The organism is Pectobacterium parvum (genome assembly GCF_020971565.1).
GTDB lineage: Bacteria > Pseudomonadota > Gammaproteobacteria > Enterobacterales > Enterobacteriaceae > Pectobacterium > Pectobacterium polare.
Window position 1 is genome coordinate 1,533,147 of sequence record NZ_CP087392.1, and the last position, 14,864, is coordinate 1,548,010.

Below are 14,864 nucleotides of genomic sequence, written 5' to 3' on the forward strand. Positions count from 1 at the left end.
ATCCTTCGTCAAACGGCGATAGCGCTAAATCAACATTAACAAAGCGTGGCGATGATAACCCGGTCGGCATTGAAGCAGGCCTTTACATCCGACCCCTGTTGCAGCTTTTGCTGCTCAAGCAAGGCATTTGGCACCATGGCACACAGGGTTTCTCCCCCGGTCAGCGTAATCAGAATTTCGCTGTTTTCTACACCGTGCTGAATAGCCTGAATTTGCCCAGGCAAGACGTTATCGACCACGGGTGCGTCGGACGTGGCAGCGTACACATCGATCCACGGTGCTTTAATCAGTGCCAACACCTCTTTCCCTTTCTGTAATTGCAGGCGCTCGGCGCTTTGTTGCGTAATCAGGGCGCTGATCGTTGTTTTACCATCGGCGAGTAAAATATCCAGATGTTGTTGCACCTGCTCTTCACCGCGTGCGAGCACGGTTCCAAAAAACTGATTACGGGCGCTGGTTTGCAGTGAGAAACGCGCGATGGCTGCCAGCAAGCTATCTAACGGCAGACCGTCTTCCTGCAAGACATCAAAAGCTTTTTGCTGAATCTGTGCGAGCAAATCGTACAGCTGGAGAAGGCGTTCGCCGTAGCGGGTGAGCTGAGCCCCGCCGCCGCCTTTGCCGCCGGTCATACGTTCGACGATGGTCTGTTCGGCCAGTTGGTTCATCTCATTGATGGCATCCCATGCGCTTTTATAGCTAATCCCCGCCAGCTTGGCTCCCTGACTGATTGAACCGGTATGACGAATTTGCTTGAGCAATTCAATGCGCCGCGGATCGGCGAATAAACGCTGTTGGAGTTTCAGGGTGAGAAGAATTTCAGCCTGCATAATGAGGGCACCGTCGGTGAGTTTAATTCTCTGTATTGTCGCTATTTTCTTCATCAGGGGCAAATCGCACAAATAGACGCACTAATTTCTATTACTGCGGTAGACTACGTGGCAATTATGACGATCTCGGCTTACAGTGAAATAGCGCAGTGACGGGCTAAAGTAGCGGTAACCGTTGCAATAAGTGAGGTAAGCATGTTGGAGTTGTTGAAGAGCCTGCTGTTTGCAGTTGCCATGGTTCCTGTGATGATGGTGGTTATCATGGGTTCGATTTATTGCCTTGGCGAAGTGTTTAACGTGTTGTCCCGCATCGGTCATTCCGACGGCCAGCGCGCAAAGAATCAGCACTGATTCACGATCCTTTCCTATTTTGATGTCCGGCTTCTGGCCGGACATTTCTTTTCTACCCCCCGATATATACCCTAAATAATTCGAGTTTCAGGAAGGCGGCAAGAGAAGGAGTCCCGATGAGCTTACTCAGGTAAGTGATTCGGGTGAGTGAACGCGGCCAACGCACATGTAACTTGAAGTATGACGGGTAATCTACCTCTTTAAAGCGCATGACACGGCTTCATAATTCGTTATATCATTATTTACACAACGATAATTGTCAGGAGACAAGAATGAAGCAGCAATGGTTGAAATGGTTTGCCGCACTGACCCTCAGTGCAGGAATGGCGTTGCCAGCAGTGGCAGAAGATAAAGTTACCGTGTTCGCCGCGGCATCACTGACGAATGCGTTGCAGGAAATCGCTACGCAATATCAGAAAGAGAAAAATGTCGCTGTCGTGGCGTCTTACGCATCATCCTCAACGCTGGCGCGCCAGATTGAGCAAGGTGCGCCTGCCGATTTGTTCATTTCCGCTGACCAACAGTGGATGGACTACGCGCAGGATAAAAACCTGGTGGATACCGCTACGCGTCACACGCTGCTGGGCAATGAGCTGGTGGTGATTGCGCCGAAGGCGAGTGCGCAGAAAGAGATTAAGATTGACGATAAAACCGACTGGAAAAGCCTGCTGAAAGGCGGACGTCTGGCCGTTGGCGACCCAGATCACGTGCCTGCTGGGATCTATGCCAAAGAAGCATTACAGAATCTGAAAGCCTGGGATGAACTCTCTCCACTGATGGCACGCGCCAACAACGTACGTGCAGCCATGGCGCTGGTGGAACGTGAAGAAGCCCCGCTGGGTATCGTTTACGGTTCTGACGCGGTTGCCAGCGACAAAGTTAAGGTCATCGGTACATTCCCAGCGACGAGCCACAAGCCTGTTGAATATCCGATGGCGATAGTTAAAGAGCATAAAAACGCGGCGGTTACCGGTTTTTATGACTACCTGAAAACGCCAGAAGCAGCAGCCGTATTTAAACGCTATGGCTTCGCGCCGCGTTAATGATGCTGAGTGATTACGAATGGCAGGCGGTTGAGCTGAGCCTCAAAGTTTCCGTTGTGGCTGTGGCGTGCAGCTTGCCGTTTGGGATACTGATGGCGTGGATTTTAGTGCGCTGTCGGTTCCCCGGCAAATCACTGCTGGATAGCATTATCCATTTACCACTGGTGTTGCCGCCAGTGGTTATTGGCTATCTGCTGCTGGTGGCGATGGGAAGACGCGGCGTAATCGGTTCCTGGCTCTATGACTGGTTCGGTTTCAGCTTTAGTTTTAGCTGGCGCGGTGCCGCATTAGCGTCGGCGATTGTCGCATTTCCGCTGATGGTTCGGGCGATCCGGCTGTCGCTTGATGCTGTCGATACGCATCTGGAACAGGCTGCTCGAACACTGGGTGCCTCGCCGTGGCGCGTGTTTTTCACCATCACATTACCTCTCTCTTTTCCTGGGATTGTTGTTGGAACCGTATTGGCGTTTGCCCGTTCGCTTGGCGAGTTTGGCGCGACCATTACGTTTGTTTCCAATATCCCTGGCGAAACCCGAACCATTCCACTGGCGATGTATACCCTGATTGAAACGCCCGGCGCGGAGGCTGATGCAGCAAGGCTGTGTATTATTGCCATCGTCTTGTCGCTGGCTGCGCTGTTAGCATCGGAATGGCTAACAAACTGGAGCCGCAAGCGGTTGGGGGGATAATGCTGCAACTCGATTTTCATCAACAGCTGGGTAGCCTCGAACTTCGCGTTCAGTCTGAACTGCCGGCGAACGGCATTACCGCGATTTTCGGCGTATCCGGGGCAGGGAAAACCTCGCTGATCAACGCCGTTGTTGGCCTGACGCGCCCAGATGGCGGGCGGATTGTGCTCAATGATCATGTACTGGTGGATACGCAGCAGCATGTTTTCCTTCCACCGGAAAAGCGGCGAATCGGCTATGTATTTCAGGATGCTCGCCTGTTTCCGCACTATCGCGTGCGCGGTAATCTGCGTTACGGCATGGCGGAGACAATGGAATCGCAGTTCGATGATATCGTCAATTTACTGGGTATTGAGCCGCTGCTGAATCGCTATCCACGGACATTGTCCGGTGGCGAAAAACAGCGTGTTGCGATTGGTCGGGCATTGCTGACCGCACCGGAACTGCTGCTCATGGATGAACCGCTAGCGTCGCTGGATTTACCCAGAAAGCGCGAGCTGTTGCCGTATTTGGAGCGTCTGGCGAAAGAGGTCAATATTCCGATCCTGTATGTCAGCCACAGTCTGGAAGAGATTGTCCGGTTAGCCGATCATGTTGTGGTGCTCGATAAAGGCAAAGTGAAAGCGCAGGGTCTGCTGGAAGAAGTGTGGGCTAGCAGTGCGCTACGCCCGTGGTTACCGAAAGACGAACAGAGCACTATTCTGAGTACGCGTGTGTTGGCTCAGCATGCGCATTACGCGATGACGGCGCTGGCATTAGGCGACCAGCAGGTGTGGGTTGGAAAAGTCGAACTCCCTCAGGACGCCGCATTGCGCATTCGCGTGAATGCCGCCGATGTTTCTCTGGTGCTACAGCCACCGGAAAAAAGCAGCATCCGTAATGTGTTGTGTGCCAGCGTGGTAGAGTGCATTGATGTCGATGGACAGGTTGAAGTGAAGCTTGCGGTCGGCCAGCAGACGCTGTGGTCCCGTATCACACCGTGGGCACGGGACGATCTCGTGCTTCACCCTGGGCAAACGATCTACGCGCAGATTAAGAGCGTATCGATTACGGCGTAAGCACAGACCGAGTGATAGAACAGTCGTTCACATCGCTCGGTCTATTTCGTGAATCAGTCGATATTCTGTGACCAAGATAACAAAATGAGTATTGAGAGTGATTTTCAATTCGTTTTTTCTACCGCGTGAACAAGGTAGTCAGATAAATTATCCCCGCGTTATTATTTTTTCATCATAAAAAGTAATCGATTACTTTTTGTTTTCACCTGTGCAACGGGATAAAAATAGGAGAAGGACATGCCTTGTATGACGTTATTGCGCCGTGCGTTCGCTATACCGCTATTGTTGATAGTTTCATCGGGTTTGGCGTTTGCCGAACGTCCAGCAGAAAACCAGAAAATAGCCTTGCAGATGTATACGCTGCGCAGCTTGAATACGCTTGATGAGCAATTTTCCATGGCGCGAGACGCTGGATTTAAGGCGGTTGAGCTGGTGGGGACACATGGCATTAGTGCGTCAGAAATGAAGGGGTTGTTAGGAAAGTATCAGTTGAAAGCCATTGCTGCGCATGTCCAGTTTGGCGAACTGAAGAGTAATATGGCTGAGGTCGTGGCCTTTAACAAAGCTATCGGTAACAGCATGATTATCGTGCCGTGGCTCAATATTGAAGACCGACCGGATAGCGCAGAGGGCTGGAAGCGCTTTGGTTTGGAAATGAACGACCTGGGCCGTGAATTGAATAAGCAGGGCATGAAGCTGGCTTATCACAACCATAATTTCGAGATGAAGAAGTATCGCGGTAAAACGGCGCTGGAAATCATGATGGATGCTGCAGAGCCAGAGAACCTGATGCTGGAAATGGATGTAGCCTGGGTATCTCGCGGAGGGCAGGATCCTGTGCGTCTCCTGCGTCAGTACAAAGGGCGTATTTATTCAATTCATGCGAAAGACAATACGTCCATCGGCATCCGCGATGATGAAATGAACTTTGCCCCACCGGGTGAGGGCATTTTGGCGTGGGAAGAGATTCTTCCTGCTGCGTCTAAGGCTGGTGCGCAGTGGTTTGTTGCTGAACATGACTTGCCGAAAGATCCACAGGCCATTGTTTCTGCGGCTTACCAATCGCTGTATGAAAAGCTGAGTAAGATAAAAAGTAAGTAATAGCTATCAACCTGCGGTCAGCGGACCGCAGGTTGTCAGAGATGAAAAAGGATTGGTTTTATTCTATCTAGGTTAGCTGGATGCCCGTTCGACAAACGTCCATTCCAGTAAACGCTTTTCTGTTTCGCTGGCAGGCTGGTCGATCTGCTGTAATAACAACTTCACGGCCTCTCTGCCGATATGTGCGGACGGCTGCTGAATCGTGCTGAGTTGAGGCGAAGTGATGTAACCCAGTTCTGAACCGTCGAAACCGATCACCGCAATATCCTGCGGCGCGCTCAATCCCGCCTCACAGATTGCAGACAGTGCGCCTGCGGCCAACGTATCGGACACCACAAAGACGGCATCTGGCCGCTCTGGATCGTTAAGCAGCGCGTTCATGGCGGCCTTTCCACCTGCGTAGCTCAGCGTGCTGGCGTATTCGACTTTGCCGTAATCGAACCCATTCTCTGCGATAACGTCGCGATAGCCTTTCTCTCGCTGCTGGGCGTAAAGGTAATTCATGTCGTGGTTAATCATGGCGATACGGCGACGGCCTTTGCCAATAAAGTGATTAATCACGAAACGGGACGCTTCGGCGTTATCAATACCCACGGATGAAATGGCAGATGTATTGTCATGCTCGGCGCACTGCACCCAAGGTGCAGTGCCAATCATGTCCTGAAGTGCAGACAGCGTTGAAATGGCATCCATGGTGATCACGCCATCGACCATTTTACCGGACAGTAGTTGCAGGCTGGAATGGGCGCGAACAATATCGGCGCCTGAATTGCATAGCAGAATACGGTAGCCATTTTCTTCCGCTTCTGCCTCAATGCCTTTTACTACATCGGCACAGAAGGGGTTGGCAATGTTGGAAACCATGATTAATAACATCTGGCTGCGTGCAGTACGTAGCTGTCGTGCCAGCAAATTTGGCTGATAATTACTGCTTTTTATCGCATTGAGAACTCGTTCCCGGTTTTGCGGCTTCACGGTATCAATGTTGTTCAACACTCGTGAAACGGTGGCGACCGAGACTCCAGCTATCCGTGCTATTTTTTGAATCGACATAATTCAGAAGGCACTCACGCTACTTATTGCTTGGCTGAGCAGATTACCATAAATATCTCTGGCTGCATCCCGCAGACGTCGCACCTGCGGGATGAATACCGTGAGAGAATGAACGGTCTGATGCCTTAATTGGCGACCTTCACCCACGTTTGCTGCTGATGGCTTTGCACGATGGCGTCAATAATGAACATGATGTTCGCACCGTCGTAGAAGGTAGCGAAGGTGAAGGGATCGACGCTTGGCTGTTTGCCGTCACGCAGATAGGTATAAAAGTTCGCCATCATGTTCTTGAACGCATCTGGCCAGCCTTCGATATGTCCACCGGGGAAGTGGACCGCGGCGGCGGCTTCTGGGTTCAGCAGTCCAGGATCGTCCGACAACACCTGATTCGGTTTATCGCGATGGCCGATCCACAGCTGCTGCGGGGTTTCCTGATCCCACGCCAGCGACTGTTCACTGCCATTCACTTCAAACGTCAGGCGATTTTTCCGGCCGGCGCTGACCTGAGAAACGGTAAAGGATCCGCGGCTGCCATCCTCAAAGCGCAGTAAAACGGTCGCGTAGTCTTCGGTTTTGACCGGTTTGTCGTCGTACTCTGGCGGCGCGTCGGATGATGAGAATGTGGCCGTACCGTTCCGATTGGATTTTCGGATCGGGTGGACGATGGCTAAATCGGCGAAGACTTCGACAATTTTCCGACCGGAAATAAACTGCACCGTGTCGCACCAGTGCGAACCTATGTCGGCCACCGCGCGGGAAACGCCGCCGTACTCCGGTTCAACACGCCAGTTATAGTCGGTGTCGCGCAGCATCCAGTCTTGCAGATAGCCACCGTGTACGGCAAAGACGCGGCCGATCTCCTGACGCTTAATCATGCTGGCAGCCTGCTGCACCATGCCAAATTGGCGATAGACAAAGCTGACCCCGTGGACAACGCCTTTTTCTTCTGCCAGCGCCACCAGTTCACGCGCTTCTTCGCTGGTCATACACAGCGGTTTTTCCGAAAAAACGTGTTTACCTGCCTGAATAATCTGCTTATTGATCGCCGCATGGAGATGGTTCGGCGTGCAGTTATGGATCGCATCAATACCGGGATGAGTTAACAAATCAGCGACGCTGCCGTAGGCATGGGGAATGTTGAGCTGACGCGCTTTTTGCTGCGCCAGATCGAGCGAATTTTCCGCCAGTGCCACCACCTCGACGAAACCAAGGCGACGAATCGCTTCAATATGTGCTGGGCCAATAAAACCGGAACCAATAATGCCAACGCGAATCATTCTGCGCTCTCCTCTTTTAATCCCAACATTTTTCTCACTAACGGACGATCGTCGCTGGTCGCGGCGAAATCGTCAAAAGCGCGTCCTGCGACAGGAATAATGTGGCGGTTGATGAACGCCGCCCCTTCTTTCGCCCCGCAGTTACTGTCTTTCAGGCAGCATTCCCACTCCAGCACCGCCCAGCCGTCGTAATCGTATTGGGCAAGTTTGCTGAAGATGCCGCCAAAATCGATCTGGCCATCTCCCGGCGAGCGGAAGCGTCCGGCGCGTTCGGCCCATGACTGATAGCCGCCGTAGACGCCGCTTTTGCTCGACGTGATAAATTCTGCATCTTTCACATGGAACGCTTTGATTCGTGCATGGTAGCGATCGATAAAGCCGAGGTAGTCCATCTGCTGCAAATGCATATGGCTAGGATCGTAAAGAATGTTGGCGCGCGGGTGATGATTGACGACATTAAGGAAGCGTTCAAAGGTTACGCCGTCGTGTAAATCTTCTCCCGGATGCAGCTCATAGCATACATCCACGCCGTGCTCGTCAAAACAGTCGAGGATCGGCGTCCACAGGCGACTGAGTTCTTTAAAGGCTTCCTGAATCAGGACTTCTTTACGCGGTGGCCAGGGGTAAAAATAGGGCCAGGCCAGCGCACCGGAAAACGTCGCGTGGGCGTTTAGTCCTAAGCGTGCAGAGGCCTTTGCTGCCTGCTTGATTGCCGCAATCGCCCACTCTTGGCGAGCCTGTGGATTGCGGCGGTAAGCCGGTGGCGCGAAATCGTCAAAGGCATCGTCATAGGCAGGGTGGACGGCAACCAGCTGTCCTTCCAGATGAGTCGACAGTTCGCTGATGGTCAGCCCATGCTGCGCTAACAGACCTTTCACATCATCACAGTAAGTTTGGCTGTCGGCGGCCGTGGCCAGATCGAAAATGTGCGGGTGATTGCAGGGGATTTGTAGCGCTTTAAAGCCTAATCCGGCAGCCCATTGCGCCAGATTTTCCAGCGTGTTAAAGGGAGCCTGATCGCCAATATACTGGGCGAGAAAAATACCCGGTCCTTTTAACGTCTTCATTATTACCTCCTTTGGCAACGGGTGTGGTCATGAATACCGTTGCACGATTGCGATAGCGGAGAATGCAGTGGGATGAGGTGCCATAGGCGACCTCATCCCATTTTCTCGTTAACTAATCCGTCTCAAATGATTAAGCCCGCTCTTCTTTATATTTGAAGGAGAAGAGGAAAATGACGGCGATGATGGCTGCGGAAACCGCAGGGATCCACCAGAAGGTCGCCCAGATTTCAGGCGCGTTTAACGTGCCGTTGTTGAAGAGACGGTTATAGAGTGCACCGGAAACCTGCGAGCCCAGCAGCATACCGATACCGTAGGTGAACAGGACTACCAGACTTTGTGCCTGACCTTTGATTTTCTCTCCCGCGATGCGGTCGGTATAGATGAAGCCGATGACGAAGAAGAAGTCATAGCAAATGCCGTGCAGCAGGATACCGATATAGAGCAGCCAGCGCGTTTCTTCATTCACGCCCATCGCGAAGAGGGCATAGCGCACGAACCACGCCAGCATGCCGATGAACAGCATGTATTTCACGCCCAGCTTTCTAAACAGCAGCGGAATGATCAGCATGAAGACAATTTCGGACATCTGACCAAACGACATCGCGGTGCTGACGTCGCTGATACCCGCATTGCTCAGGAAGGAGGCGGTGTAAGCGTAGTAGGTGCCCAGCGGAATAGAGATCAGCATGGCGCAGATGGCAAAGACCAGAAAGTGACCTTTCTTCAGCAGCGCGAACGCATCAGCACAGAACAGATCGCGCACTGCCAGCGGCAAACCTTTGGCCGGCGCTGGAGTATGCGGTAGCGTCAGGCTGTAAGCTGCCAGAATGGCAGAGCAGGCGGCAGCAACGTAGAAAATATTGACGCTTGCGGAGATGCCCGCTGTCCCGATGCAGACACCGGCAACGATCCAACCAATGGTGCCGAAGACTCGCACAACCGGGAAACTCTTCTCGCTGTTAGTCAGATTATGGAACGCGATGTTGTTGGTTAACGCCAGCGTTGGCATAAAGCACAACGTGTAGGCGAACAGCAGGATCAGCAGCTGTGAACCATCTTCGTTGATTAACGCGGTGGGCACAAACCACAGGATGACCGCGCCGATCAGGTGCAGCAGCGCCATGACTTTTTGCGATGGGAAGAAGCGGTCAACCACCATGCCCAATACGAACGGCGACAGGATCGAGGCGATTGGCCCGGCAGAGAAGGCATCGCCAATCATGGCGGCCAAATTATACTGTGTCATAACCAGACCCAGGGTGACTGACCATGAACCCCAGATGAAAAACTCTAAGAACATCATGAGGGACAGTCTGGGAACCACGAAGGCCGGTTGTAACGATTTGGTAGCTGTGTTTTCAGATGAAGAAACCATGTGGTACCCCTCTTAAAAGTAATCGATTACAATTTGTGTTTTCTAAATGTAATCGATTACTTTTAACTTAACCGCAGCTTTTAGCCATAAATGAGATCCTTATCACTAGAAAGTTATATAGCCATAGCGTAGCTGGCTGTTTTCGCGCAATGATCGGGTATCTGCTTTGCTTGAGGGGAAAAGAAGAATGACGCACTTTGTTTTAGTGGGCGATGTCGGTGGCACCAATACGCGTTTGGCGCTATGTGATGCTACAACGGGCGAATTGTCGCAAATCGAAACCTATTCCGGGCTGGATTTCCCTTCTCTGGAAGCGGCCATTCGTGATTATCTCGATTCGCGACAGGTCACAGTGCAGGATGCTTGTATCGCGATTGCCTGCCCGATTACCGGTGACTGGGTGGCAATGACGAACCATACCTGGACGTTTTCCATCGCAGAAATGAAAACGAGTCTGGGTCTACGCCATTTTGAGGTCATCAACGATTTTACCGCCGTTTCCATGGCTGTGCCGGTGATGGCTCACACGGATTTACTCCAATTTGGCGGCGGGGAGCCTGTGCCAGATAAACCGATAGCGGTGTATGGTGCAGGCACGGGGTTAGGTGTCGCTCATCTGGTGCATGTTGCCAATCAATGGATTAGCCTGCCGGGTGAGGGCGGTCATGTTGATTTCGCGCCGAATAGCGATGAAGAAGACAAAATTCTCTCTGTTTTGCGCCAGTCGCTCGGGCATGTTTCCGCTGAACGCATACTCTCTGGGCAGGGGCTGGTAAATATCTACCGTGCCGTAGTGCTGTCTGATGACCGCACGCCGGAGGCGCTGGAGCCGAAAGATATTACCGAACGTGCTGTCAACAATACGGATGTGGACTGTCGTCGCGCGCTGTCACTCTTCTGCGTCATCATGGGACGCTTCGGCGGCAATCTGGCGTTAAATTTAGGTACATTTGGTGGCGTGTATATTGCTGGCGGTATCGTTCCGCGCTTTCTTGAGTTCTTTAAAGCTTCCGGTTTTCGGGCGGCTTTTGAAGACAAAGGGCGGTTCAAAGGCTATATGCAGGATATCCCCGTGTACCTGATTACCCATGAGCAGCCCGGATTAATGGGGGCGGGGGCGTACCTGCGGCAGGTACTGGGTAGCGCGCTGTAAGTCTGTTTGCTCGTCAAACGCAATCAGGAAAAGCGAGGCCATTGCTAAATATGGTTCGCTTACCTGATTGCGTGATGATTGGTTATGCCAGAATGCGGGTGCGGATGACATCGGCGATGCTAGGTTCTTCATTGCTGCCAATCACCAGATCGGCTCTCGCCTTGATCTCATCGGCGCTGTTGCCCATCGCGACGCCCAGTCCTACGCCTTCCAGCATACTGATATCGTTAAAGTTATCGCCGAATGCCACGACGTCTTTCATGCTGATACCCTGTTCGCCAAGCCATTGCTGGAGCAGCTTGCCTTTGCTGTTGCCAGTTTGGGCGATATCAACCTGATCCTGCCATGACCACTCGCAGGCGAGTCCGAGCTGCTTTTCCACTTCTGCGGCGAAATGGTTCAGCGTGGGAACATCGGCGTGCGTGGTCGCGAATTTCCAGATAGCGTGGGACGCTTCGGTCTGACGCACCAGATTTTCCACCTGAGCGAAACGAGGACGCTGCTGTTCCGGCAGGTTAGCAGCCCATGCCAGCGTGCGGACTACGTGCCCAGTAGGATACTGGTAATACATGTCGTCATCGGCATACATCAGCCCATGAATATCAAATTCCTCTAGCAGCGTGATGACGTTTTTTGCCTGTTCGACAGAGAGCGGATTGGTGTGCGACGCTTGGCCCTGCTGATAATCATAAACGTAGGTGCCGTTACAGCAGATGGCAGGCGTATCCAACTGCAACCCCTGATAAAAAGGGTGGATTGCTGAGTGGTGGCGTCCGGTGACGATCATCACTTTGATGCCTTGCTGGCGGGCCAGCGCGAGTGCGCTAAGGGATTCTGGCAGGATTTTTTTCTGTTGGTTCAGTAGCGTACCATCAAGATCAAGTGCAATTACTCGGTAGGTCATCGTTATCTCGCAAATAAAAATGTGGGTATTCAATGTGTCTTACGATAAAGGACGCGGCGAAAAATAGACAGACAACAGCGAGATAAAATTGTCTGGGGTTCATTTGATGACGAAGGATTCAGCGCGGCGGTGGGAAATAAGGCTAAACGGGTGATTTTACAGCGTCATTGTTGATTTTCTATGCTTTCAACGGCTTATCATCTATTTTTTAAGCAGTTGATCACAACGTGGCTTTACAATGTGCGGCGTACTGTTTATAGTGCGCGTCATTGCGGAGGAGTGGCCGAGTGGTTGAAGGCACCGGTCTTGAAAACCGGCGACGCGAAAGTGTTCTAGAGTTCGAATCTCTACTCCTCCGCCAAAAAAATTCAACGGGTTAGCTTAGGCTAGCCCGTTTTCGTTTTTACTCTCTTATCTTCCCCTGATGCTCTGAACTCTCATTTTTCATTACCTATTCGTTATTGCCCACATCCGCACCGTTAGCTAAATCAATCATTACTTAAATCAATAGTAGCCTTGCGATGTCTCTGTAGAATAGAGTAATTGGTCATTTATGGTATACCGTGCGTCAGGTTGAGCAAGTTCGTTATCCTTCTGATGAACCAACCTCTTTTGAGCCTTCCTGAGCCGCCACATTCGCGTGAAATAAGGAGAATACGATGCAGCAAGTGGTTTATGTCGCCAGCCCGGAAAGCCAGCAGATTCATGTTTGGCAACTCGGTGCTCAGGGAAATCTGACATTATTGCAAACCGTTGACGTTCCAGGACAGGTTCAGCCGATGGTGATCGCGCCGAACAAGCGCCACCTGTATGTTGGCGTTCGTCCTGATTTCCGGGTTCTGAGCTATCGTATTGATGAACAGGGTAAATTGACGCAAGCGGGTGTCGCATCGTTACCGGGCAGCCCGACGCATCTGTCGACCGATAATGACGGGCGTTTCCTGTTCAGCGCGTCTTACAGCGGCGCCTGCGTCAGCGTTAGCCCAATTAGCGCTGACGGCATTGTCGGTGAGCCGATTCAGCAGTTGGACGGATTGGAAGGGTGCCACTCTACCAATATCGATCCAACGAATACTGTCGTGTGGGCACCGTGCCTGAAAGAAGACCGTATCCGTCTGTACGATCTGGGTGCGGCTGGCGAATTGAGCGTACACCGTCAGGCCGAAATGACAACGGTAGCGGGTGCCGGTCCACGCCATATGGCTTTCCACCCGAATCAACGTTTTGCCTATTGTGTGAATGAACTGGACAGTTCAGTGGATGTGTATCAGTTGGATGCAGCCAGCGGGGAATTGCAGAAAGTGCAAACGTTGGACGCCATGCCCGCTGGTTTCAGCGATACGCGCTGGGCGGCAGATATTCACATTACGCCGAATGGCCGCTTCCTGTACATCAGCGATCGTACTGCCAGCCTGCTGAGTATTTTCCAGGTGTCTGAAGACGGCAGCACGTTAACGCTGACCGGACATCAGCCGACTGAAACGCAGCCGCGCGGTTTCAATATTGATCACACCGGTGAGTTCCTGATTTCAGCAGGGCAGAAATCGCAGCACATTGAGGTGTATCACATCGACCAGAACACGGGCGCTCTGCAACCGCTGGCGCGTTACGCCGTCGGTCAGGGGCCAATGTGGGTGTCGGTGCTGGCGCTGGACTAAACAAGCCAAGCACAACATTACGCCCTGCATTGATCCGCAGGGCTTTTTTTTCGATTAACCCCGATATTCGATAATCGATAAACCCGCGTTGTAATCCGTGCTGTAGATGATGCCGTCGGCATCAACAAACACATCGCAAGACTGAATAATCTGCGGTCTGCCGGGGCGTTTGTCGACCATTCGGTCTGGCGCAGCAGGCACCAGCGCACCGGTTTCCTTCGGCTGATACGGGTTACTGATGTCGTAAGCTCGTACCCCTGCGTTTTGATACGTGGCGAAAATCAGTGACGAACTGATGAAGCTTCCGGGCCGGTTTTCATGCAGGTTATGTGGTCCAAAGTGTGCGCCTTTCTTCACATAATCCGCCTCTTTCGGCTGCGGAAACGTGGCGATGCTCACCGGATTACTCGGCTCACGAATATCGAACACCCAAATCAATTTCTCGCCATCTTCCTGATTATCCAATACTGCTTCATCCAGAACGATCAGCAGATCGCGATCCGGCAGCGGCAGCGCCGTATGTGTGCCACCGCCAAACGGTGGGCTCCAGTTACGGTGGCTGATGAGTTGTGGATTGGTGCGATCGCTCACGTCCAGCAGCGTCAATCCGCCATCGCGCCAGCTACCATAGGCGGTGTCACCGCTGATGATGGCATGATGCAGGGCGTAACGCTTGCCTTCCGGCCAGCTTGCGCTTTCCCCACCAGCGGTGTGCATGCCGGGTAGCCAGTAGCGGCCAGTAACTTCTGGGCGCAGCGGATCGGCCAGATCGATAGTCAGAAAGATATAGTCGCTGTAGCCATCGAGCAGCGCGGAGACATAAGCCCAACGCCCGCCCACGTACCAGATGCGGTGAATACCAATGCCGTCCAGCGGCAGGAAGCTGATTTCGCGCGGTTTATCCGGCGTTGAGATATCGAAAATCCGTAATCCAGCGCTCCAGCTTTTACCCTGCTGCTTGGTACTGACCGTGTCGGCGACGGAACGGGTGTAATAGACCTTTTCCTCGGCGAAGCTGGCGTCGGCAAACAGATCGCGCGCGTTGACGACAAGCAGCAGGTCATCGTGCGTTTGCAGGTGGATATTCCAGGTGCCGGGCGGGGCAGCAATAAACCCCGCCGGTTTTGGATTCTTGGCATCGCGCACATCCACAATCGACACGCCTTGTGAAACCATATGCCCGATATAAGCGTAGCCGCGATGAACCATCACCTGCACGCCGTCGGGTCTGCCACCCTGATCGCTGTGCCCAATCAGCCGCATGTTACGGCTGTAATCGGGGGTGGGCAGAGGAGTCGATGCCATGAG

14 protein-coding genes and 1 tRNA gene are annotated in these 14,864 nt (G+C 52.5%); 8 read left to right on the forward strand and 7 right to left on the reverse strand.

Annotated elements, in window-relative coordinates; translation table 11 throughout:
* Positions 1 to 35 precede the first annotated feature (35 nt).
* Positions 36 to 827 carry a molybdenum-dependent transcriptional regulator gene (modE, locus tag LOZ86_RS06890; protein WP_039482695.1) on the reverse strand — a complete coding sequence of 264 codons (792 nt, stop codon included), beginning with the start codon at positions 825 to 827 and terminating at the stop codon, positions 36 to 38.
* Between the two features lie 195 nt (positions 828 to 1,022).
* Between modE and LOZ86_RS06895 the strand changes: the two genes are divergently transcribed.
* The 5 genes from LOZ86_RS06895 (at position 1,023) to LOZ86_RS06915 (ending at position 5,069) form a co-directional block, all read left to right on the forward strand.
* Positions 1,023 to 1,178 carry an AcrZ family multidrug efflux pump-associated protein gene (locus LOZ86_RS06895; RefSeq protein ID WP_039482693.1) on the forward strand — a complete coding sequence of 52 codons (156 nt, stop codon included), beginning with the start codon at positions 1,023 to 1,025 and terminating at the stop codon, positions 1,176 to 1,178.
* A gap of 272 nt (positions 1,179 to 1,450) precedes the next feature.
* A complete protein-coding gene (modA, locus tag LOZ86_RS06900; protein WP_039482691.1) occupies positions 1,451 to 2,221 on the forward strand; it encodes a molybdate ABC transporter substrate-binding protein in 771 nt (256 codons plus the stop codon).
* On the forward strand, positions 2,221 to 2,910 hold the full coding sequence (modB, locus tag LOZ86_RS06905; protein WP_014914697.1) for a molybdate ABC transporter permease subunit: 690 nt from the start codon (positions 2,221 to 2,223) through the stop codon (positions 2,908 to 2,910). Before modA ends, modB begins: the two co-directional genes overlap by 1 nt.
* Positions 2,910 to 3,968, forward strand: coding sequence for a molybdenum ABC transporter ATP-binding protein ModC (gene modC / locus LOZ86_RS06910; RefSeq protein WP_039482688.1), 1,059 nt, complete (start codon positions 2,910 to 2,912; stop codon positions 3,966 to 3,968). Before modB ends, modC begins: the two co-directional genes overlap by 1 nt.
* Positions 3,969 to 4,214: 246 nt before the next feature.
* Entirely contained in the window at positions 4,215 to 5,069 is an 855-nt protein-coding gene (locus LOZ86_RS06915) for a sugar phosphate isomerase/epimerase family protein (protein ID WP_039482683.1), read from the forward strand.
* Positions 5,070 to 5,141: 72 nt separating this feature from the next.
* Here the strand turns inward: LOZ86_RS06915 and LOZ86_RS06920 are convergent, their stop codons facing one another.
* The 4 genes from LOZ86_RS06920 to LOZ86_RS06935 form a co-directional block, all read right to left on the reverse strand.
* Complete coding sequence (locus LOZ86_RS06920; RefSeq protein ID WP_039482681.1) at positions 5,142 to 6,122, reverse strand: LacI family DNA-binding transcriptional regulator; 981 nt, start codon at positions 6,120 to 6,122, stop codon at positions 5,142 to 5,144.
* A gap of 125 nt (positions 6,123 to 6,247) precedes the next feature.
* Positions 6,248 to 7,399, reverse strand: coding sequence for a Gfo/Idh/MocA family protein (locus LOZ86_RS06925; protein WP_039482679.1), 1,152 nt, complete (start codon positions 7,397 to 7,399; stop codon positions 6,248 to 6,250).
* On the reverse strand, positions 7,396 to 8,466 hold the full coding sequence (locus LOZ86_RS06930) for a sugar phosphate isomerase/epimerase family protein (protein WP_039482676.1): 1,071 nt from the start codon (positions 8,464 to 8,466) through the stop codon (positions 7,396 to 7,398). The genes LOZ86_RS06925 and LOZ86_RS06930 overlap by 4 nt, the downstream gene beginning before the upstream one ends.
* 130 nt (positions 8,467 to 8,596) lie before the next feature.
* Entirely contained in the window at positions 8,597 to 9,841 is a 1,245-nt protein-coding gene (locus LOZ86_RS06935) for an MFS transporter (protein WP_230242987.1), read from the reverse strand.
* Positions 9,842 to 10,028: 187 nt separating this feature from the next.
* Between LOZ86_RS06935 and glk the strand changes: the two genes are divergently transcribed.
* A complete protein-coding gene (gene glk / locus LOZ86_RS06940) occupies positions 10,029 to 10,994 on the forward strand; it encodes a glucokinase (RefSeq protein ID WP_039512424.1) in 966 nt (321 codons plus the stop codon).
* A gap of 82 nt (positions 10,995 to 11,076) precedes the next feature.
* Here the strand turns inward: glk and LOZ86_RS06945 are convergent, their stop codons facing one another.
* The gene (locus tag LOZ86_RS06945; RefSeq protein ID WP_039504427.1) at positions 11,077 to 11,898 is read right to left on the reverse strand and encodes a pyridoxal phosphatase; all 822 of its coding nucleotides are present in this window, start codon (positions 11,896 to 11,898) and stop codon (positions 11,077 to 11,079) included.
* 273 nt (positions 11,899 to 12,171) lie between these two features.
* Between LOZ86_RS06945 and LOZ86_RS06950 the strand changes: the two genes are divergently transcribed.
* Together LOZ86_RS06950 and pgl are read left to right on the forward strand one after the other, a co-directional pair.
* Positions 12,172 to 12,259, forward strand: a tRNA-Ser gene (locus LOZ86_RS06950).
* 298 nt (positions 12,260 to 12,557) lie between these two features.
* Positions 12,558 to 13,556, forward strand: coding sequence for a 6-phosphogluconolactonase (pgl, locus tag LOZ86_RS06955; protein WP_230242988.1), 999 nt, complete (start codon positions 12,558 to 12,560; stop codon positions 13,554 to 13,556).
* 54 nt (positions 13,557 to 13,610) lie between these two features.
* Here the strand turns inward: pgl and LOZ86_RS06960 are convergent, their stop codons facing one another.
* A complete protein-coding gene (locus LOZ86_RS06960; RefSeq protein ID WP_039482661.1) occupies positions 13,611 to 14,861 on the reverse strand; it encodes an LVIVD repeat-containing protein in 1,251 nt (416 codons plus the stop codon).
* Positions 14,862 to 14,864: the final 3 nt, after the last annotated feature.

Coding starts and splice junctions, on each gene's coding strand:
- modE (WP_039482695.1), bottom strand. CDS start 827: ATGCAGGCTGAAATTCTTCTCACCCTGAAACTCCAACAGCGTTTATTC.
- LOZ86_RS06895 (WP_039482693.1), top strand. CDS start 1,023: ATGTTGGAGTTGTTGAAGAGCCTGCTGTTTGCAGTTGCCATGGTTCCT.
- modA (WP_039482691.1), top strand. CDS start 1,451: ATGAAGCAGCAATGGTTGAAATGGTTTGCCGCACTGACCCTCAGTGCA.
- modB (WP_014914697.1), top strand. CDS start 2,221: ATGATGCTGAGTGATTACGAATGGCAGGCGGTTGAGCTGAGCCTCAAA.
- modC (WP_039482688.1), top strand. CDS start 2,910: ATGCTGCAACTCGATTTTCATCAACAGCTGGGTAGCCTCGAACTTCGC.
- LOZ86_RS06915 (WP_039482683.1), top strand. CDS start 4,215: ATGACGTTATTGCGCCGTGCGTTCGCTATACCGCTATTGTTGATAGTT.
- LOZ86_RS06920 (WP_039482681.1), bottom strand. CDS start 6,122: ATGTCGATTCAAAAAATAGCACGGATAGCTGGAGTCTCGGTCGCCACC.
- LOZ86_RS06925 (WP_039482679.1), bottom strand. CDS start 7,399: ATGATTCGCGTTGGCATTATTGGTTCCGGTTTTATTGGCCCAGCACAT.
- LOZ86_RS06930 (WP_039482676.1), bottom strand. CDS start 8,466: ATGAAGACGTTAAAAGGACCGGGTATTTTTCTCGCCCAGTATATTGGC.
- LOZ86_RS06935 (WP_230242987.1), bottom strand. CDS start 9,841: ATGGTTTCTTCATCTGAAAACACAGCTACCAAATCGTTACAACCGGCC.
- glk (WP_039512424.1), top strand. CDS start 10,029: ATGACGCACTTTGTTTTAGTGGGCGATGTCGGTGGCACCAATACGCGT.
- LOZ86_RS06945 (WP_039504427.1), bottom strand. CDS start 11,898: ATGACCTACCGAGTAATTGCACTTGATCTTGATGGTACGCTACTGAAC.
- pgl (WP_230242988.1), top strand. CDS start 12,558: ATGCAGCAAGTGGTTTATGTCGCCAGCCCGGAAAGCCAGCAGATTCAT.
- LOZ86_RS06960 (WP_039482661.1), bottom strand. CDS start 14,861: ATGGCATCGACTCCTCTGCCCACCCCCGATTACAGCCGTAACATGCGG.